Annotated in this window: 15 protein-coding genes; 1 reads left to right on the top strand and 14 read right to left on the bottom strand. The window is 44.9% G+C overall.

Features of this window, described 5'->3' with window-relative positions; all coding sequences use genetic code 11:
* Window positions 1-67 precede the first annotated feature (67 nt).
* Window positions 68-946 carry a MurR/RpiR family transcriptional regulator gene (locus ACQKFG_RS09745; RefSeq protein ID WP_228467533.1) on the top strand — a complete coding sequence of 293 codons (879 nt, stop codon included), beginning with the start codon at window positions 68-70 and terminating at the stop codon, window positions 944-946.
* 108 nt (window positions 947-1054) lie between these two features.
* On the opposite strand, the gene ACQKFG_RS09740 is transcribed toward ACQKFG_RS09745, so the two are convergent.
* The 14 genes from ACQKFG_RS09740 to ACQKFG_RS09675 all read right to left on the bottom strand — a co-directional run bounded on the left by ACQKFG_RS09740 (window position 1055) and on the right by ACQKFG_RS09675 (window position 20294).
* Entirely contained in the window at window positions 1055-1504 is a 450-nt protein-coding gene (locus tag ACQKFG_RS09740; RefSeq protein WP_427558355.1) for a YfmQ family protein, read from the bottom strand.
* A 450-nt stretch (window positions 1505-1954) separates the two neighbouring features.
* The gene (locus ACQKFG_RS09735) at window positions 1955-2149 is read right to left on the bottom strand and encodes a hypothetical protein (protein ID WP_349730605.1); all 195 of its coding nucleotides are present in this window, start codon (window positions 2147-2149) and stop codon (window positions 1955-1957) included.
* A gap of 466 nt (window positions 2150-2615) precedes the next feature.
* Window positions 2616-3131 carry a hypothetical protein gene (locus tag ACQKFG_RS09730; RefSeq protein ID WP_427558352.1) on the bottom strand — a complete coding sequence of 172 codons (516 nt, stop codon included), beginning with the start codon at window positions 3129-3131 and terminating at the stop codon, window positions 2616-2618.
* Between the two features lie 238 nt (window positions 3132-3369).
* Entirely contained in the window at window positions 3370-4800 is a 1431-nt protein-coding gene (locus ACQKFG_RS09725; protein ID WP_427558349.1) for a PLP-dependent aminotransferase family protein, read from the bottom strand.
* Window positions 4801-5273: 473 nt separating this feature from the next.
* On the bottom strand, window positions 5274-6845 hold the full coding sequence (locus ACQKFG_RS09720) for a SagB family peptide dehydrogenase (protein WP_427558346.1): 1572 nt from the start codon (window positions 6843-6845) through the stop codon (window positions 5274-5276).
* Window positions 6846-6868: 23 nt separating this feature from the next.
* Window positions 6869-8812 (bottom strand): TOMM precursor leader peptide-binding protein, encoded by a 1944-nt coding sequence (locus ACQKFG_RS09715; RefSeq protein WP_427558343.1) that lies wholly within the window; start codon window positions 8810-8812, stop codon window positions 6869-6871.
* Window positions 8809-10758 carry a putative thiazole-containing bacteriocin maturation protein gene (locus tag ACQKFG_RS09710; protein ID WP_427558340.1) on the bottom strand — a complete coding sequence of 650 codons (1950 nt, stop codon included), beginning with the start codon at window positions 10756-10758 and terminating at the stop codon, window positions 8809-8811. Before ACQKFG_RS09710 ends, ACQKFG_RS09715 begins: the two co-directional genes overlap by 4 nt.
* Before the next feature lie 149 nt (window positions 10759-10907).
* On the bottom strand, window positions 10908-11174 hold the full coding sequence (locus ACQKFG_RS09705) for a heterocycloanthracin/sonorensin family bacteriocin (RefSeq protein WP_192206502.1): 267 nt from the start codon (window positions 11172-11174) through the stop codon (window positions 10908-10910).
* 284 nt (window positions 11175-11458) lie between these two features.
* The gene (locus ACQKFG_RS09700) at window positions 11459-12754 is read right to left on the bottom strand and encodes a uracil/xanthine transporter (RefSeq protein ID WP_349730565.1); all 1296 of its coding nucleotides are present in this window, start codon (window positions 12752-12754) and stop codon (window positions 11459-11461) included.
* A 407-nt stretch (window positions 12755-13161) separates the two neighbouring features.
* Complete coding sequence (locus ACQKFG_RS09695) at window positions 13162-14409, bottom strand: amidohydrolase (RefSeq protein WP_427558336.1); 1248 nt, start codon at window positions 14407-14409, stop codon at window positions 13162-13164.
* Window positions 14410-14437: 28 nt separating this feature from the next.
* On the bottom strand, window positions 14438-15688 hold the full coding sequence (locus tag ACQKFG_RS09690) for an amidohydrolase family protein (RefSeq protein ID WP_427558333.1): 1251 nt from the start codon (window positions 15686-15688) through the stop codon (window positions 14438-14440).
* 24 nt (window positions 15689-15712) lie between these two features.
* Complete coding sequence (locus ACQKFG_RS09685) at window positions 15713-16960, bottom strand: amidohydrolase family protein (protein ID WP_427558330.1); 1248 nt, start codon at window positions 16958-16960, stop codon at window positions 15713-15715.
* Window positions 16961-17128: 168 nt separating this feature from the next.
* A complete protein-coding gene (locus ACQKFG_RS09680) occupies window positions 17129-18694 on the bottom strand; it encodes a glutathione ABC transporter substrate-binding protein (RefSeq protein WP_427558327.1) in 1566 nt (521 codons plus the stop codon).
* A 100-nt stretch (window positions 18695-18794) separates the two neighbouring features.
* The gene (locus tag ACQKFG_RS09675; protein WP_427558325.1) at window positions 18795-20294 is read right to left on the bottom strand and encodes a chlorohydrolase family protein; all 1500 of its coding nucleotides are present in this window, start codon (window positions 20292-20294) and stop codon (window positions 18795-18797) included.
* Window position 20295 lies beyond the last annotated feature (1 nt).

Genomic DNA, 20295 nt, shown 5'->3' with positions numbered 1-20295 from the left:
AGTTTGGGTCTTTTTTACGATTCATGGATCATTCGGTTATTGACGTCCCTAATGGATACATTAAACTATGAATACATATAAGAAATTTGAAATGGGTGGTCAAATGGAATATCTCGCAGAAAACCTCATATATGGCATTGAGTGCAGCATGGACAAATTCACCAAAACAGAAGAAGAATTGGCCAATTACATTCTGCAGCGCCCTGAAGAAGTAAGTCAGTTAACCATTAGTCAAATAGCTAAAAAGCTTCATATTTCACCTGCAACCATTACACGTTTTTGCCAGAAATTAGCCTTTTCCGGGTTCAATGAGTTCAAGCATGAGTTAAAAAGGTTCGTGGATCTCCGCAATACACCGAAAAATATGAAGAACATCAAGCAGGTGGATTATTTCGCTAAACTGTATCAAGATCACTTAGGTATCATTGATAATACCTTTCATATAACCACATATGACGATATCCAAAAAGCTGTATCTTACCTTACACAGGCAAATAAGATTCATGTTTATGGAATAGGGAGTTCAGGTATAGCGGCCCAGGAGTTCAAGTCCAAGTTTTTCCGTATCGGCTTAACTGTTGAAGCCATTACAGATCCCCATCAGTCAATGATGGATGCAGCTTTAAGTAACGAGAATAGCGTCGTCATCGGCATTTCCATTTCCGGAACAACGAAAGAAGTGATTTCTGCAGTTAAAATTGCAAAGAAGCAAGGCTCACGTATCTTGATCTTTACTGGAGATAAGAAGTCCGAGCTCTCACAGCTTGGCGATATATCGCTATTGGTCACGAGCAAGAACAGCATGCATATGGGGCAAAACATTTCTCCATTGCTTCCGCTGCTATTACTTTTTGATTTAATATATACAGAGTTGGTCGCTAAAGATTATAAAAAAAGGATAAGCATCAGGGAAAAGACTTTAAAGGTATTGACCGAGAACAACTGACTGTTAAAAAAGTGCATTACTTACCAATGCACGAATCATATAAAAAATTGCATCGCCAATGCTTGGATGTTACTAGCATTGGGATGCAGTCCACTTTATATATTCCTTTTAAACTAAATTCCTTATGACTGGCATGGAACGCTCTTGGAGCCTCTCGGAAAGAAGACTATACGCAACTACTTTATTCTTGTACTGTTTGACTACATCCACATGGTCGTTGTAAATGTACACAAATAATCGAACATCGTTTTTTCCTCTTTTAGTATCAATCATTATTGGAATCCCACTGTTTTCTGGATGTAAAAACAATTGCTCGTTCCCTGGGAATATATGATTCTTTTTCAAGAACTTAGCTTCGTTAAAATAATTAATGACTTGAACTTTGTCTTCACCCTCCAAACGATTTCCATCATAGGTTACGATTGCATTCGCGCCACTAATTTCCGAATGTATTTTAAATTTACTCAGAATCCAATTCACTGCATCGGTTGGTAGGCAGGTAACTAATAATTTAAGCAAACCTAAGATAATAGTCAAAATCAATACAGGCACTGTCATATTTCATCATCTCCGCTACGTTATAATTTAAGGCTGTTTTCGCATACTTTGTTGCTATTTACCAAGTAATGTAGTGTGGTTGATTACCCCTTCAGATGCTCGCTTTCCGCGGGAGTCTCGCACTTCCACTCCAATCAACCTTAAATAGTCTCGGTTTAAAAACAACAATCTTAACGAAAAGAGCCTAATTTAAAGTTTAATTGAAAGAGGCGGTCAGTTTTTCTTTGAAGTGACCGTTCTAATTTCACCCAGCTTGCAATAGTGATTTTTTCACGAATCAATCAGTATTCTTTTCGTTCACATTTTCGCCACATATGTGAACAAATTCACAATTCCCCACAAATAGAGTATGTCTTGTAAATCACTCGTACAAAACATGATCTTTTTACAATTAAGCCTTTATTTCTATCCATTTTGATATGCTATCATAATAATAATTCACGTGATATCTTAGGCTAATTTTATTACGAAGTAGACGATGCCCACAGTTAAAATTAGGGCAAGACCCATATAAATATAACTAAGGTTCAACAAATTCCCTCTCGTTGCTGCGGAATAATCACTATCACTCTTCCCCGCTAGCGAAAGGGTCCCAACCAGGGCAACTAAACTAATGGCTACTACTAATATTATACTTATCGTCATGATCCAATGCCTCCCCATATTATTATCCATTTCCTTGAGCCATTTCAAATTATTCCGATTCTCATCGTATATCGTAGTGAAACTACACAAAAAATCGTTCCTGATTGGCAGGTCGATCGCTCATCGTAAATATATTAGAAAACCCTACTTCTCTATAATAAAAGAACAACCAATTTTAGGACCATCCAATTAAGTGAAATTTCCACCATCCACTTGCTGAATTCTTCCGTTCATATACATAGAAAGGAGCAAAGACTATTGTTTTAGAGATGAGGATGCTTTCTAAACATGATTCTATTCCAAGACTTTAGGCAAAAGGGTTCCATCTAAAAGGTAAAACAAAGTTGATTGGAGAGAAAGGCGCGAGACTCCTGCGGGAAAAGCGCGTCTAGGGGAGACCCCGCAGGCGCGAAGCGTCGAGGAGGCTCCCGGACCGCCCGCCGAAAGCGAGTGCCTGGAGCGGAAATCAACGTTCAATTGTACAAGCCATAAAGTTAGTAGATAAAAGGGGTTGGAAAATATCTCTTTCATCAATGATGGTTCCGAACAAAGCAACACCTCCAAATCTCAGGTAGGTTTTCACCAAAATTTTATAGCAGAAGTTGATTGGAGAGAAAGGCGCGAGACTCCCTGCGGGAAAAGCGTGGCCAGGGGAGACCCCGCAGGCACAAGCCGAGGAGGCTCCCGGACCGCCCGCGGAAAGCGAGTGCCTGGAGCGGAAATCAACGTTCAATTGTACAAGCCATAAAAAGACTGTAGACAAAAGAAGCTCTTTCTTACTGATAAAACAAAGTTGATTGGAGAGAAAGGCGCGAGACTCCTGCGGGAAAGCGTGGCCAGGGGAGACCCCGCAGGCGCGAAGCGTCGAGGAGGCTCCCGGACCGCCCGCGGAAAGCGAGTGCCTGAAGCGGAAATCAACGTTCAATTGTACAAGCCATAAAAAGACTGTAGACAAAAGTTGGTCGAAAAACATAACTTTCATCAAATGATATGCCTGAACAACTGACCCAAAACAACACCTTTAACTCCTCGGGTATGATTCCTAACTAAAGTTTATAAATAGTTGATTGGAACGGAAGGCGCGATTCGTCGAGGAGGCTCCCGGACCGCCCGCCGAAAGCGAGTGCCTGGAGCGGAAATCAACGTTCAATTGTCCAAGCCATAAAAAGACTGTAGACAAACTCATTGAAATCGAGTTTGTCTACAGTCTGAGAAGACCCTTATAAACTTTTTACAGCCTCTGCAAACCTTTTGATGCCTTCGTGAATGGAAGCCTCATTTTCCCTTGCAAAAGTAAAGCGTACATATTCCTTATTTGTACCTAATGTTGAACCAGGAACGTATATAACTCCTCTTTTGATAGATTCCTCCAGTAACTTTATTTCGTTCAAAGGCACCTTCAGCTTACACCACAAATGAATTCCACCATTTGGCGAAAAATACTCAACTTCTTTAAGCAGGAATTCGTTCAGACTCGAAACTATTGCATCCCTTCTTTTTTCTAGCTGCTCTCTTAAATAAGTAATATGGGCAGGAAAATATTCTGAATCCAAGAAATCATTTGCTATCCATTGAGTGAAGGAGCCATGGCCGAAGTCAACCTGCTGCTTAGCATCAGACAGTCTCTCTATAACTTGTTTCGGTCCTATTATCCAGCCAATTCTTAAGCCAGAAGCAACAATTTTTGACAGAGAGCTTATATATAAAACATTTCCGTTGTTGTCCATCGATTTAAGAGTAGAGATTTTTTCCCCAGAAAAGGAAGTTAAACTATAAGGATCGTCTTCTACAACCGGTATTCCATATTCGGATGAAATCTCTAGAATCCTTTTACGTCGGTTGATATGAAGTACAGTTCCTGTTGGGTTTTGAAAAACAGGGTTCAAAAATATCATCCTGATTCGATGTTTTTTATGTAGTGCTAGTAAATCCTCTGGGTTGATGCCATCCTTATCAACTGGTAAAAGAAAAGTCCTTAGTCCTGCGGATTGAAAAATGGGAAGGTTGTAACCGTATGATGGATCTTCCAATGCAACGGCATCGCCTGGCTTTAGCAAGCATTGGACAACGAGATGTATGGCTTGTTGTGCACCAGAGGTAATGAGTATGGAAGATGGATGAGTATCAATTTTTCTATACTGTTTTACATGATTAGTAATTGTGTCCCTTAAAACTGCATTGCCCTGGGGGTGATCATAACCTAAACTTCCAATAAAGGACCTATTCGAAATGATTTCACGTAAGGATTGGACCGGAAATAAGTCCTCTGATACCTCCCCACTAGCTAAGTTTATTAGATTATTTCCTTCCGTTTCTTTACGTATTCTTTGGGTTACCGGCAAATTAGGTAAAAATGAACCAGCTTCGATGTATCTATTCCAACTAGGCATACGTTTTCTGTTGATTCCCCATATATCCTTGCTGATCATCGTTCCGCTTCCTTTTTTTCGTTCAACTAACCCATTTGCTTCCAATTCATCATAAGCTGCTACAACTGTACTTCTGTTAACCCCCAGTTCATGTGCCAAGAAGCGCTCAGAAGGTAACGGCTTATCTAGTAAAAATGTTCCATCAGCAATACCACTCTCAATATAACCAGCTATTTGTTTATATAAAGGCTTCTTGGATTTTCTATCCGTTCTCCATTCCATAAGCTACATCCTTTAAATTGGTTTTGTTAAAAGCGTTCCAAATTATTGGCTTTTTTATCTACTTATTCATTCCCTTAAATGATAAAACCTTTTATATCAGTATAATCCTAGGCCGGGATTATTGCACTCTTAGGTTGGAAGCTATACCATTTTTCAAGCTCCAGTTTTTTATTAAGGCTGTTTCCGCATACTTTGCTGCCATTTTCCAAGTAATGTGGTGTGGTTGATTTCCCCTCCAGATGCTCGCTTTCCGCGGGGCGGGCGGTGAGCCTCCTCGGCGTAAACGCCTGTGGGGTCTCACCTGTCCCGCTGCTCCCGCAGGAGTCTCGCACTTGCGCTCCGATCCACTTTAAATCGTTTCGTTTTAGAAACAACAATCTTTACGAAAAGAGCCTTTATTAATAATTGGATTTTCCTCATTGAATAGAAACGGCCTTCATTCTTTAAAAGGAATGAAGGCTATCGTTACATTTTTAACTATGCAAACTTCCCTTCAGCCAGGGACGATTCCGATAATGGCCGATCGGGATTTGGATCAGGCTCGTTTTTCCTTGAGGACCACCACCGATCTTGTAAAGTTCATCACACATTTCCACATCAAAGCCGAGCAGCGGGTGCCCGTTCATTCCGAGGGCTGACGAAGCTAGCAGTAATTTCTGAACGAGCATCCCCGCCTCCATTTGCTGGATGCGGTATCCTCTATATCCAAGTTGCGTTTTGGAATGCTCCCGCTCGCCAACTACATGTATGCAGATTGGCACTTGCTGAAAATTCATGATATCGAGGGACATTCCGTATTGCAATCGGAGCCGCTGATCTCCCGATTGTATCTGTTGCAATGTATGTGTCGTGCTGTCGTAATGGTATGCACCATCTTGTATGTCTTCCACATTATACAAACAAGCATATAATGAAACGCGATGTTCATCGTTCCCGTTTTTTCCATCCAAGTCATTTCGATAGGAGAACGAAGCGGTTGCCTCCTGCAGGAGAGAAGCCAGCTGCCATTGACTGACTTTCCCGAGTGCGAAGTCCATTTCAGGTGAAAACCGCTTCCGGCAAACTGATGCCAAGTCATAGGACAGCCGCTTCACGATAGGAAGGGCTACAATATTTCCTTCGGATTTCGTCCCATTCTTCGGACTGATCCTCCGGAATGATTGGGTGGATTCGATCATGGATGCTGCATTCAGTTTAGTCAGCATCGGAAATTCCCTGATTCTTTGCGACCGAACATAGTGTTCAGGCTGAATGACCGTCAATTCCGGCAATAATTCTGTCGAAGTGACAGGTCCATTACTATTACTTTCATCCGTACACCAAAACGCGGGGTCTGCCGATAAGGGGATCATCGCATATGTGCTCTCTTCCTCATCGGAAAGCCCGAGAAGGTGATTGATGGCTCGATCAAGGAACTGGAAGCACACCCCAGCGGCGATTCCAAACCGTTTCGCCACTTCGAGCAACTGTCCAAGAAGCACGCCTGCATCCAGACCTTGCAGACGATATGAAAAGTTATTATATTTGTAGAAGTTTTTCCAAAACATCGTCGATACAAAAACCGTGCCAAAGCATGCGGACATATCAAAGTTTTCACCAAGGGCTTTTGTTATATATGAATCAAAATTCCCTTCCCGCAGCAATACCAGCCGGTGGTGTGCCGCATCATAATGGTATACACCAGCAGGTAATCCCTCCATCTTCAAGTACACGTACAATTCGCTTGGATACAAAGCTCCCCCTGATGGTGGAAAACGCCGGAATGACTGCATGAGGTCCGCAGATTCCGAGGAGCTCGATACCTGACTGACTTGGGTCAGGCCATATGCATACCAGAGGAAATGACCGATTCCTTTAAGGTCCTGTTTTGAAGGCCCGCTGCAACCCTCCAGCGTCAGCGGCACCTCCAGTGATAGCGGAAAAACAGGCAAGTCATGGTAAAGCTTATACGTCAGCGGTGCATCCTCCCAATCCACTTCCCAATCCGGCGGACTTGCCTTTTCGATATCAAAATGCAAATTGTGCAAAAATGCTTCTAGACTCATCCTCCAACCTCCTAAATCACCGCTTATGGAAAAGGATGCGGATGCGGATTAAGCTGTTCGAATTCAAGCCGCCGTTCAGCATACCCAAGTTCCATCGGAACCCTCAGTATTCTCTCAAGCCCCGTTATGCGGGTAAGATGATGGCCGAATGTCATCGGCAGCATCCCCGGTATCAGCACTTTCACGCAATGTAATCCATTTCGTGCAATTTCCGGTGTCGTCTGATCCACCACAATCACCTCGAGTTGCAATCGGCGAAACTCCTGAAGGATTTCCTGCAAGTCTTCAGTCAAGTCCGGATGGTTCACCTTTTCCCCGTATTCTTCAGCGAATGTTCGCATCGGGCGGTCATCATCAAGCAAAAACTGCAGTCGCTCTTCGGCTTGCGGTAAACCGTACAGCATGCCATGATCATCCATTTTCCGTACCAGTGAAGAATCATGCAGCATTTTCTCAACCTCATCCAGATTCTCTTCCAAATTATCGTCAAGTGTCAGCATCATGCCAGCCAACTCGAAGACCGCGCTTTTCACGGCCCGGATCGGGTCCAGATGGGCCCCTGCCGCACATATGATATTCAATCCTTTTTGTTTCCTGTTTTTAGCCAACGCCCATACGCTCGGGATACCATGTTCCATGGTCGAATTAAACAAATGGATATCATACCCCGCTGCCGCCCTCGCCCTGTCAATCATCAACTCCAGTTCTTTATCATTTGCAGAATAAGGGTCAAGACGTGTGAGCGGCAGCTGCGCATACCAGGTCAGAAGAAACGAATCACGTTCGACCACTTCCATGATGCCGTAGAAAATGGCCTCCTCCAAGCTTCCCCCTAAAGCACAGCCATTAGAAGTTTCATAGACAAACCCATGACCGCAGCCCAAGCTGTAGTAGGAAAGCAATTCCGGGACCAAGATCGGCCGCTCTTGCAAAAATGAGTGGCCCCATACCCAATCTATCGAGCGGTCAGGATTAAACGGTTGAAACGGGAAATCCCGCTGTGCATAATTTTCCTTCGAGTGTACCCCTATCCTGATCGGATCGAGCGCAAAATCCTTAAGGTTGTTGTAACTGTCATGTATGACTGTCCGTTTACCGCGGGGCTCCATACCGCAATATCTTTCCAATCCCTCCAATATGGCCGTCATCTCACTGGCCGCATATGAGAGAGTACGGCCTGCCGCCCCCTCATCTCCTATGAATAAAGGCAAATTAACACTTACATCGGCAAATGGCGGCACAAGGTCGATCATTTTATTATTCAAGAAACCTGTGCGATGGTCCAAGTAATCCTTGGCCAGAACTTCATTCAGGTCTTCCATTGAACGGGTACGGTAACTGTCGGGACTGATTTTCGGACTTGGCTGTAACGTAATCCTGGCACTCTCCTTCGAGTCATCAGGTAATGTTGAGCAAACCAGACACAATGGATCTGGTAAAAAGGAGTGCCACGAGCCATTCAGCGTTTTCAAGTTGATGATTGATACACGCCCTTCCGAACAGGCGCGTTCTCCTTTCATCGCCTTCCTTACCTCTGCACAAATCAAGTGGGCCATCTGTAAAAGGCCTGTGCGTGATGCAGCCGCATCACGATCCATCCCCCCATTTTCCTCCAGCTGTTTGCGGATTTCCCACATTTCTTTTCGATCACGCCCAGCCATGAGATGCCTTTGGTCCCCACATTGTGAGCAGCCAGGAACATCCGGGCGCACCAACGGACCTATCACTCCCTCTCCAAATGAAACGAACCCCCGCAGCCATGGAACGCCCGCTTGCCTTATCACCTCTTCCGCCTTGAAATGGACAGCTGGATTCCAGGCATCTTGCAGCAGAAGGACCATAGCCGTCTTTTGCGGTATTCCTGCCTCGAAATCGGTTTGGCGATTCACCTGATATTGGCCGGACAGGTCCCCATGAACATAGTCGGCCAGCACTCCTTCCCCGACAACCAATACGTCAGTTTTCACCCTGATTCCTCCTCTCGCAAAAGCACCCCAAACACTCCTGCCATTTCTTCCTTCAAGAAAGTTTCCAACTCTAATTCGAATACGAAGATTCGCTTCTTATTCTTCTTCAAGACTTGAATGGCGGACTTTAATATCTCGGAATTCCCCGTCACCCCGCACGAAGGAATCACAAGATTCAAGGGCTTTTCTTCCTTAAGAACAGGCGATGCCACTAAATCTGGAGCTGTGAGGCAAACGGTCTGGTTTTGGACTTTCATGACGGCCTTTTGCAACGCGTTCCGTAATGCGATCGTTACATTCAAACCGACAGCTCCGGACCAGCCGTCGCTCGTTCCTGCCCAAACTACCGGGAAACCGGACACTTCCTCACCCAACGCGATGATCGGTTCTCCTTGCAGACGGGTCAGCGCTTGTAGATAATACCTGCAGCGTTCTTCTTCCACTTGAGCCAACTGCACCGACACGAGTTTCTCCTGGTTGAAACGCTTATTGTCAAGCTCTTTATCCAAATAGCTTTGCAGCCCACGGCATACACATTCAGCAAATGTTTCCCCTGCTCCGATACCGACGACCGACTCCTTTATATCTTCTGCCCCCTGAAGCGGTGTAAGAGTGGGAATGAGCTGGCTGAGTGTTCGGGATACATATGCTTCAACTCCTGAAAAACCGCATTCCCTTCTCGCTTCCTCATGCGTCAGATCTGAACGGATGATTTCGGGCAGCAGTTCGGCCGGACCGGACGACAGCGGATCAACAACCTGAACTCGGCATTGGGCCAACGGCAGCTGTTTTAAATCTCCCTCATCCCAACGATGAAAGATCCCGGATTCCGAGGATGTCAATCGGCTGAAATACATAAACACCTTACCCGGCTTACTCGGTTCCGATTTCTGTTCGAGCCGCTGATCAAAATCTTCAATCCATGCAGCAGTCCCCTTTCCCGTCACTCCCGGGTGGGGAATGAATGGATGCCATTTTCCCTCCATTGTATCCATATCCAACAGATAAAAATGATTGGCTTGTTCTGCAGTCGTAACGCCTGTAGCCTCTTTAAACCATTCGAATACCATTATATTGGCCAACATCGCTCCGGCTGTCGCGGAAAAGGAAGATGGTGCCTGGTTCTTTTCCAGCTCAGCTTGATGTAAACGATGCCAGGCTGACTCCCAACACCCCTTGGAATCCGGATGGACAAGCGGACCAGCCATGCCTACTTGATTGATGATCAATGCAGGAAACAGGATCTTTTTCCCTTGCCTGCAAACCGAATGAAGTTCTCTTAACTCCTCTATATCACCCTCTTGTGACACATATAAAATTGTGTCAAAAGGCTGCACGATTTCCTGCCATTCAATCTCTTCTCCCTTTTCAAGCACGACCTCCCCTATGGAAACCTCGTCGTCCGTCTTACGCGCATGCGCCACGATTTCATTCAATCTTTTTCTATTGGTCGGTATCGTGTCCGTAATGAAGATTTGGAATGCGGGCAATCCGGATTCCAACAGCGAGGACACCAATGAAAGGAACAATGGACCAGAGCCTATGGCCAACGCCTTTTTCTTTCGATAAGTTTCAAAACGGTAAGCCCCGGAATCGCCGCAGCTTTCCAGGAACTCGATTTGTGAAGCATACCTTTCAAGTACTTGATTCCTCAATTGATGGGGACTGTCCTGACTTACATCCCGTACAAACCCATTGCCGTACAAAACCTCGGCAATTTCCATCACCCTGTTCCGGTATGGGCCAGGCAATCCATCCGTCAACTCGCTCAATGTATGGTTTCCGTTGAACATCGGTAATAGCTTTTCAATCCACTGGACGATCGAGCCGCCCTCCATACGGAACGAACTTATGTTATTCCTGAAATACACACCTCTATTCGGTTCCGGAAGAAAAAACGTATCTCTCTTCACTTTCAAACGCATAGAAGGGGTCAAATTCATCATTCCGCTCCTCCTAACCCGATGCATTTTAAGTACCGCTATTAGCACAGCACTTCACTTTAATCCTATGTACAACAATTTGTCCCTTATGTCTAATGCAATAAAGAAAAGTCCCTGTACATGCAGGGACTTCCTTTAGAAAATCTGGATACTTAACCGCCGCAACGTCCGCAACGTCCGCCGCAACCTCCGCAGCGTCCGCAACCTCCGCAACGGAACCCACAACCGCCGCAACGACCGAACCCACAGCCCCCAATAAAGCAACCAAGGCAACCAAAACAACCAAAACCGAAACCAATGAGTCGGGAATCGTCAGCAGAATATCCTGGCTGGTACTGGCTTTGATCCCAAGGAACTGGCTGAGTCACCTGGAAATCATCGACATACAGGTTTTGCAATTGATTTTGAAATTCATACATATTATATAACCTCCGTTTATTATTTATAAGGTAGTGCTTAGAACAGGAAATCTGAACGAAATGGTCAGGGAATTGATACCACGTCAAATACTTCCTCCAACAAAATATGTCAGGGGAGTGGGTATTGCCACTGATTATAGCGCCTAATTTCAGCAATGACCGTTTACGATGAATACCTGGACGATCACTGAAAAAACAAGAAAACCAGAAGGTTAACACCCTTCCGGTTTTCTTGTTTTCCTTATTTCAAACTTTTATGTATAGCCATTACTTTCGAAGTCATCTTAGTTCTGCAGCTGTTCATAACGATTCCAGTTCACCGATTTTTCCAGCACGATTGATATCAATACGCCCATTATGAGCCCATTCGTCAAAAATGGCTGTAAAAGCGTGGGAACGTTCGAAAATGCATTTGGCAGGATGTTCATCAAGCTCACTCCAATCAATACTGGTACGGCAAGCCTGAATATCGTGTCTGAAGTGAAATGCTGGCCCTTGACGCTATTGAAAGCCGTACCGAACAGCTGAAGGTAAGCAACGAACAATACTGCATTCCCGACTGTTATCGGCATGGTGGCCAGGAAAGCGATGAAAGGAGGAATGAGCCCAATTATGGTCAATAACATGCCTCCAAGCAAGAAGGGCCTCCGTTCATAGATTTGAGTGCTCTGCAAAAATCCGATGGATGAAGTAAAAGGTGTATACGGAACAAGTCCAAGCAACGGAGCGAAAATGGTAAAACCGCCAGTCATGAATAAAGAATTTCGATACTGCTTGTGTTCAGCTTCATCACCGATTAATTCCGATGCGGCTTGAATGGAAGCGAATGTGTTACACAAATTCAGTAATCCTGCAAAAAAGGAAATCGCTATGATCCCGAATTCCAGGTTTGGAGCACCTAATGGGAAAAATGAAAAAGCGGCACCCGTCGATCCCATTTCTCCCCCCGCCTCCGGAAATAGCAGCTCGTAAAAAATCCATCCCACCATAATCCCGATCAATATGGAGAAATTGCTTATGGTCCTTGGTCCTTTTATCTTTAATATACTTACTAAAAGTACAATCCCCACTGATAGGAAACTGACCGGGATGTTAATTTCCCCATTCTCCGTAATCCCAAGCATCCCCTTGAAAAAGACAAAGATGAGCTGGAACGTCAGAAGGAATAAATAAACCGTCATGACCATGGGGGTGAAAATCTTCTGGACAAAAGAAATCAGGTTGAAGGCAGCAATAATGAGGGTCACGACACCAGCTGCAATGAGGCCAGTAGCAATTCCCCCTCCTATCTCGGCATAACCGAGCCCTATGGATGGTGCTGATAACCCTAAATTCAGCATCACTCCCCACAATAGACCGGAGTGACCTTCCATAAGTGGATACTTATGCCCCTTCCACCCCTGAAACACGCAAGCGATCCCGGTGAAAATGAGCGAGCTTCTCATGGTCATTTCCGTAACATCGGGAGGAAGATCAAAAGCTGCGCCAATCGATATGGGCACTACTACCGTATTTGCAAAAATAAAAAACAACCATTGAAAAGAAGAAAATAGAGTCACAGAAGAACTCCAACTTTTCATAGATTCCATCTCCTTTGAACATGATACTTTTGAAGCTCATGGTGAATTTCAATTGCCCTTCCATTGAAAAAGGCATAAGACAGCACCATGCTAATAAACGCGGTCCCCGGACGGGGCATGCGATATGATAACGTTACCATTAATAGTAACAAAGACTGCGGCTCCCAGCTAATTTGTTGGCTTGACTAAGGCTGCAAGGCAAATGGACAGGGATAAACGAGTCTGCTTAAAATATATTTGTGTAATAACGACAATGACACGGAACGGAGTCCTTAACCAATATAGAAAAAAATCACTTCCACAGCATATAACATAAGTAAGTAAAAGTACATGGAAGCGGAAGCCGTTCCATAACCAAAACGAAAAAGGAAATCCGGAAGTATCCGGAAATCCTTTTTCGATTAGTCTTACCGTTCAATTGACTGCCTTTGTTTAGACAGTGAACCGGAAACTACGTTTCCTTTATAAATGACTGCTTTACGTTCAGAACGCCTGGCAACTGCCTCTGCAGAACAGCTTGCGTCAATTAACACCAGACTTGCGGCATCTCCCGCTTTCGGCCATACCTGGTTACCCTTTTCGTCCAACGGGGTCTTTCCGCCGGTTATATACCCGAGTGTCCGGGAAAGTGAAACTTCATCGATCCATTTGAAACGTTCTGCGAGCCTTCCTGCTCTCTCCAAGATGTCACCATTCCCAAGAGGGGACCATACATCAAAGATATTATCATTCCCTACTGATACTTCAACCCCTCTTTCATGTAATAAATCAACAGGGGGCATCTGCCTGTTAATAGGGACACTGGTGACAATGGAAATCCCCGCATCCCTAAGAATGTCAGCCAAATCATAGGCTTCTTCCTTGGATACGTCCCCGATACCGAAAGCATGGCTTAATGCTACCCTGCCTTCCCAGCCCGCCTGCTTGGTCAGAGCTGCCAAGCGTTTCATGGTGAACGTGCCCAGATGGCCTGGATCATGCAAATGCAAGTCCACATCAGCGTTCGCTTCCACTGCTAAATCCATCAATTGAACCAGCGATGCTTCAATATTGTTATCGACTGTTGCTGGATCGACCGCCCCGACGATTCCTGCCCCGTTTCGCAATGCCTCCCTGACAAGTTGGACTGAACCGGACCGCAACAATCCGTGCTGCGCAAATGCGACTATTTCTGAACTGAGTCTATTAGAATAGGCAGCAAGCGCCTGCTGCACTTGCTCTAAGTTTTGCAATTCCACTTCAGGATAAATATCAACATGGGTCCGTATATGTGCAGAGCCGGAAGCTAATAGGATTTCCAGTAAAGATTCTGCACGTTTACATGTGCTTGTTGCAATGGAAGGCAGAACCCGCTTCTCATTTTCAAAGCGTTCAATGACACTTGAAGAAGGAGTGCACGCTCTCCAAACATCCCCCATCAGTGTCTTATCAAGATGAACATGCTTTTCGATGAAGGATGGTAACGCCAGCAACCCTTTTGCATCCTCCACCGCTAAATCATCATGTATGGCTTCCCCATCTTTGACAATCTTCGCAATCCTTCCATCCTCCATCAACAGATGAAATAGCCCGGTCATCGTTCCTGTAACTCTTTCATTCTCTTTCTTGAAACCACATTCCAAACGAACATTCTTTAACCAATAGATTGTATTCATGATCTTCATCCCTTCTTGAAATAGACCTTCAATTCGACTTCAAGGCAGATTCGCGATCGAGTCCACCGTAAACCAGATTTCCATTGACCATAACCGCAGCACGCTCCGATCTCCTGGCAACTGCCTCGGCAGCACAAGATGCATCCACAAAAACCATACTAGCGTCATTTCCCACATTCGGCCATAAACGATTTCCTTCAGGGTCCAGTGTCTTGATCCCTCCCGTAATGAATTGGAGCGATTGGGACAATGCATACTCGTCCTTCCAGTTGTACCTCTCGGCCAATCGGCCTGCCTTTTCCAGCATATCCCCTGTACCAAACGGGGACCAGGAGTCATAAAAGCCATCGCATCCGAGGGCAACATGGACACCTTTTTCATGCAGTGAATCAATCGGGGGAATGACCCTGTTGATCGGAACTGTAGACATGATGGATACCCCCAGTTTTGATAATTCACTGGCCAGTTCATTTGATTCTCCTATTGAAACATCACCAAGTGCAAAAGCATGACTGATGGCCGCTCTATTTTTCCACCCTGCTTCATCGATCAAAGAAGCGAGTTTCTTGATCGTATATAAACCTAGATGACCGGGATCATGAATATGAATATCAATGTCCGCATCAAATTCAACGGCCAAATCGACCATTTCATATAGGGAAGCTTCTATATTATTATCCACGCCGCCAGGATCCAGGCCGCCCACCAAAGACGCCCCTTCTTTCATCGCTTGTCTCATCAACCCTTTTGAATTCGTTCTTAGCAGTCCATGCTGAGGGAAAGCCACGATCTCGTATGTCATTTTCCCTTTGAAACGATATAATGCACTTTGAATCTCTTCCAAGTTCTTCATACCGATGTATGGATCGATGTTAACATGCGTCCTTACATGCGTCGCCCCGCCGCTTAACAATAGTTGAAGCATCCGTTCAGCCCGGAGCCGACCGGTTTCAGCCAGTTCAGCAAGCTCTTTTGCTTCTAACTTTAAGCGTTCAATTAAATTCGGAACCGGAATGCATGATTTCCATGGCAGTCCTAAATAAGTCTTGTCAAGATGATTATGCATCTCCTTGAAAGAAGGAAGTGCAAGCAGCTTTCCCGCGTCGTGAACAGGATCATCCGTTTTCAAAGGCATACTTGAAGCCAATTGCAATTCCATTATGACCCCATTTTTTATATACATGTTATATGCAGCTGTCTTCGTCCGATTAATCCGTCCATTCTCAAAAACAAATCCACTATCAAGTGTAACGTTTGTAAGCCAGTATGCTTCATTCATCAAATCACTCTCTTTAATAGAAGATTAAACACCTGTCGTCTCGAAAGATGAAATAGAACCGCTAACAACCTTGCCTCTGAAGATGACAGCGGCACGCTTTGCCCTTCTAGCCACCGCTTCCGCAGAACAGCTGGCTTCAAGCAACACGATATTCGCCTCATCCCCGACATTAGGCCACGCCTTGATCCCGTCCTGGTTTAATGGGGTTTTCCCTCCTGTTATGAATTGCAGGCTTTGCGCTAAGGAACGTTCTTCAATCATGCGAAACCTCTCCGCAAGGCGACCGGCCTTTTCCAGATTGTCCCCGATGCCAAAGGGTGTCCAATGATCAGTAAGGCTGTCATTACCCAATTCGACTTTCACCCCTTTTTCATGAAGAAGGGGGATGGGAATCGTTCTGAAGATCGGCACTGTGGATGTAATCGATATTCCTGTTTCCGAAAACCTTTCGGCTATGCCCGCTGCCTCCGGGACTGAAAGATCTGCCAAACCGCTTGCGTGGCTAACCGTGACCCTTCCTTGCCAGCCTGCTTCTTCCGTCAGTGAAGCGAGGCGCTGCATGGTGAAGAGTCCAAGGTGATCCGGATCATGTAAATGGACATCGATATCGGAATTGTGTTCGACCGCGATATCCATGATTGTTTCAAGTGATCGCTCTATGTTTTCATCAATGGTGGCGGGATCGACGCCGCCTACCAGATTCGCGCCATTCTTCATGGCCTCCCTTATCAAACCGACGGAATTGCTGCGTAATAGTCCATGCTGTGGGAATGCGACAATTTCATACGTCAATTTATCCTTATATCCTTCCAGTGCCTGAATGGTGGCCTCCAAGTTTTTCAGACCAATGACGGGGTCAATGTTGCAATGTGTGCGTATATGGGTAGAGCCGAAGTCCAATAATAAATCCAGCATTTTTTCCGCTCTCACTTTAGCGGTAGGCAATAATTCCGGCAGTAGGGCCTGCTCTTCTTCTATCCGGGTTTTCACGCCATTAACGGCAGGCATGCAAGCCTTCCACGGACCGCCATAGTAGGTTTTATCAATGTGGATATGCATTTCCTTAAACGAGGGGACCATCAGGAGACCGCGAACATCATGCTGTGGGTCCTGATCCGTTATCGATTCCTTTGCCAATAGAATCGAGGATATTTTTCCATTTTCAATCTTGATGTGGTAATTTCCGGTTTCAGTGCCGGTGATCGTTTCATTTTCATTATAAGTAAACCCATTTTCCAAGCGTACATTCGTCAGCCAATACGATTGAGACATTAAACTCACCCTTCCACTCCAGATTGAATATGCATCACTTTCATTATAGTTCTAAAAATCAACAAATCATTTCAGAATTTTTACTCGTTTTTATGTTATTTTTACTTATTGCACCAAAGAAAGAGATTCACCCTAAAATGGATGAACCCCTTTCGTCTTATCTCCCCATCACTTTATCGTTACGTCATTTATCTCCAGATAGCCTGAAGGGCTGATTGAAAATCCTTTTACTTCTTTAGCGACTGCAGCAACATTCTCTATGACCCTTACAGGAATATACGGGGTGTCACCCATCTCGATTTCTTGTGCCTCTGCGTATAGTTCTTTGCGTTTCCCTTCTTCTTTTTCCTTCCTGGCGGCATCTATTAAACGATCAACCTTTTGATTGCTGTAAAAGAATGTATTTCCTGCCGCTCCCTGTGATTCCGTATGGAATAGATTATATTGATTATAATCGGCATCCCCGGTCGCGTTTCTCCAACTGATGATGAACATTTCCGATTGCCCTTTATTCACTTGTTCCACGAACGAACCGTACTCCATCACCTGTACTTTCAAATTAATCCCAATACCTTTTAGTTGGGATTGCAGGACCTCGGCCAAATTAACTCTTTCTTTACTGTCCATTGTCAGGATGGTTGCATCCAAGCCGTCTGAATATCCGGCTTCGGCCATCAGTTTCTTCGCTTCCTTCAGGTTGTAATCATAGGCTTCGAGGTCTTCGTTGTAACCGAATACTTTAGATCCCATCAAGGAGTTCGCCTTCACCCCCACATTATTAAAGACGCCCTTGATAATCGAGTCCATTTCAATGGCATGGGCGATGGCCTTACGAACCCTTACATCATTGAACGGTTCTTTATTGACATTGAACCCTAAATATTCGGTACCATACCCTTCACTGCGGTAAACATCCATTGCCGGGGAAGATTCAACCTGGTCCATGACAGCTACAGGAAGAGGCTCTGCGATTTGCGCTTCACCGGTTTCAATCATCGATATCCTCGTGGAGTCTTCAGGGACGACCTTGAAGATGACCTTGTCCACTTTTGGCTCGTCTCCCCAATAGCTGTCGTTTTTCGTCAATGTGATTTCCTGTCCTGGGGACCATGAATCAAAAACGAAAGGACCGGTTCCATTCGGTTCCTGGATGATCTTTTTTCCATACTTTTCAATCGTTTTCGGACTGATGATTCCGCCTTCGTGATTCGCCAATATGGAAAGGAGAGGGGAAAATGGTTCCTTTAAAATGAATTGAACGGTAAATTCATCAACCGGTTTCACCTCTTTTACCATTTCGAACACGACTGCCCTCGGAGAAGCGACCAACGGATCTAATAGTCGATCAAACGTCTTTTTTACTGCGTCTGCATTAAATGGCGTGCCATCATGAAACTTTACATCTTCCCTAAGCTTGAATTCCCAGGTCGTGTCATCTATTTGCTTCCATTTTTCTGCTAGCATTGGCTGTATCTCACTATTCTCATCCCGTTGTACAAGACCTTCATAAACTTTATGGTGAGTGACGCTAGCGGCGTTAATCGTGGACATGAACTGCTGATCCAAATTCTCAGCGTCGGATAAGCGGGCAATGACCAATGTCCCCCCTTCTTTTGATGCCCGGTTCGGATCACTTGCCGTTGTGTTTACGTCATTGTTAGAAGAACAGCCCGTAATGATGATAGCCATGATCATGACTAGAAAAACCTTACCTGTCCCACGTTTTAACCCCATGGTCTTCTGCCTCCCAATTTCATTTTTTGAACATTTATCTAATTATAGGAAATATTCTGACTATTTTTTTCGAATATCTTTACTATGTTTTTCATTTTCTTTACTTGTTATCAAGAATTGCTTCCGTCTCGCTTATCGATTCCACGACCTTGAATGATGGCTTAAACAATTCTTTCTCGGCAAGCTCCTGATAATCCCTTTTCATATATCCTCTTCTCATCTTCTTAAAATATTGTTGTCCCTTATATCTGATTTCCGTTAAATCCAGATTGGGGACCATTTGATCCTTCATGACTACTTTTCCATTTATGATCGATAATTTAACGTCCCTCCCAGACCCGCTTACGAACATGGTTCGAATGGGATCATCGATCACACCCATATGAAAACCGTCCAAGTCAATCGCGATGATATCCGCCTTGGCCCCCGCAGCGATGCGTCCTAAATCGTTCCTGCCAAGAAAAGCGGCCGCATCAAGTGTGGCTGACCGAAAGAAGTCGGCATAGACAGAGCCTTCCGTATCTCCTTCCACCATCCGTGAGAGCATGCTGCCTGCCCTGACGTTCTGGAACATATCCGGAGGGAATGTGTCCGTTCCAAGGGCTATATTGATCCCAGCCCGTTTATATTCAGCGAAAGATTCCAGCGCCTCCCCATGCCTCCCGATGATCAGGGGGCAATGAATCACCGTTGTATTCGTTTCAGCAAGCAGCGCCAAGTCATCACCCTGTCCATATTTCGCTTTACTATATCCTGAAACAAAGTGGGCATGCGGGATCCCTGTTCTTGGACCGAGAAATCCAAGGTCGTACAAATATCTGATTGGTGTAGCTTGATGGGCATTCCAGATGGTGTTGAATTCAAAACTTCCTTGTGCAGCATGCAGCTTTATGGGTACGTCCAATTTTTCGCTGTAATATTTAATCTGCTTTAATTGATCTGCCGTTTGGGACTCTATACGTTCTGGGGCAAGCATCCCTCTGACCATGCCTTCATAAGCTCCATCGAATTTATCCACAAACTCGACCGCTTTCCGTAATCCCGCTTCCCCGGCTTTTCCATCCCAATGCAGTTTAATATTCCCGTCAGGCTGGACGACTCTCATTCCTGATTGGAAACTCGGGCCAAGGTAAATCCTTAATCCCAATCCAGCTGCATGTTCTGCCGCAGCTGCCAATTCATCATAGGTTTCAGCCCAGTTTTTATAAAAAACGGAAGTAATGGGCATCGCCGTCGTCACGCCATGAAGGATGAGTTGTGAATAAGCATAGAGTGATTTAAAAGCTTCTTCTTCCCCGGTCATTAATTCAGGATGTCCGCTTTTTATATGTTTCTCCGACCAGAGAAGGTTTTTCTGTCTGTCGGCACCGGCTTCAAAATGTAAAATATCATGGTCAATGTCCCCTAATGCATTTAAATCTATGAATCCGGGACTGATAATGGCGTTACCGGCATCCATTACCTCGTCCACTTCTCCTGGATAATTTTTTCCGACATACAGAATCGTGTCTTTTTCATAAACGATTTCCGCGTTTTCCAAAATGACATGATCGCATCCATCATACCCAATTACATATCTTCCTTTAAGCTTGGTTTTCATC

It is taken from the genome of Peribacillus sp. NPDC076916 (assembly GCF_050269675.1).
Classification (GTDB): domain Bacteria; phylum Bacillota; class Bacilli; order Bacillales; family DSM-1321; genus Peribacillus; species Peribacillus aracenensis.
Note: the sequence above shows the minus strand (reverse complement) of the source record. Positions and strands in the feature narration are given on the sequence as shown.

Bases quoted from the DNA above. Each gene is read 5' to 3' on its own strand.
- ACQKFG_RS09720 (WP_427558346.1), bottom strand. From the start codon at position 6,845: ATGAGTCTAGAAGCATTTTTGCACAATTTGCATTTTGATATCGAAAAG.
- ACQKFG_RS09680 (WP_427558327.1), bottom strand. From the start codon at position 18,694: ATGGGGTTAAAACGTGGGACAGGTAAGGTTTTTCTAGTCATGATCATG.
- ACQKFG_RS09745 (WP_228467533.1), top strand. From the start codon at position 68: ATGAATACATATAAGAAATTTGAAATGGGTGGTCAAATGGAATATCTC.
- ACQKFG_RS09685 (WP_427558330.1), bottom strand. From the start codon at position 16,960: ATGTCTCAATCGTATTGGCTGACGAATGTACGCTTGGAAAATGGGTTT.
- ACQKFG_RS09705 (WP_192206502.1), bottom strand. From the start codon at position 11,174: ATGTATGAATTTCAAAATCAATTGCAAAACCTGTATGTCGATGATTTC.
- ACQKFG_RS09700 (WP_349730565.1), bottom strand. From the start codon at position 12,754: ATGAAAAGTTGGAGTTCTTCTGTGACTCTATTTTCTTCTTTTCAATGG.
- ACQKFG_RS09675 (WP_427558325.1), bottom strand. From the start codon at position 20,294: ATGAAAACCAAGCTTAAAGGAAGATATGTAATTGGGTATGATGGATGC.
- ACQKFG_RS09690 (WP_427558333.1), bottom strand. From the start codon at position 15,688: ATGAATGAAGCATACTGGCTTACAAACGTTACACTTGATAGTGGATTT.
- ACQKFG_RS09710 (WP_427558340.1), bottom strand. From the start codon at position 10,758: ATGATGAATTTGACCCCTTCTATGCGTTTGAAAGTGAAGAGAGATACG.
- ACQKFG_RS09735 (WP_349730605.1), bottom strand. From the start codon at position 2,149: ATGACGATAAGTATAATATTAGTAGTAGCCATTAGTTTAGTTGCCCTG.
- ACQKFG_RS09695 (WP_427558336.1), bottom strand. From the start codon at position 14,409: ATGAATACAATCTATTGGTTAAAGAATGTTCGTTTGGAATGTGGTTTC.
- ACQKFG_RS09725 (WP_427558349.1), bottom strand. From the start codon at position 4,800: ATGGAATGGAGAACGGATAGAAAATCCAAGAAGCCTTTATATAAACAA.
- ACQKFG_RS09730 (WP_427558352.1), bottom strand. From the start codon at position 3,131: ATGAAAGTTATGTTTTTCGACCAACTTTTGTCTACAGTCTTTTTATGG.
- ACQKFG_RS09740 (WP_427558355.1), bottom strand. From the start codon at position 1,504: ATGACAGTGCCTGTATTGATTTTGACTATTATCTTAGGTTTGCTTAAA.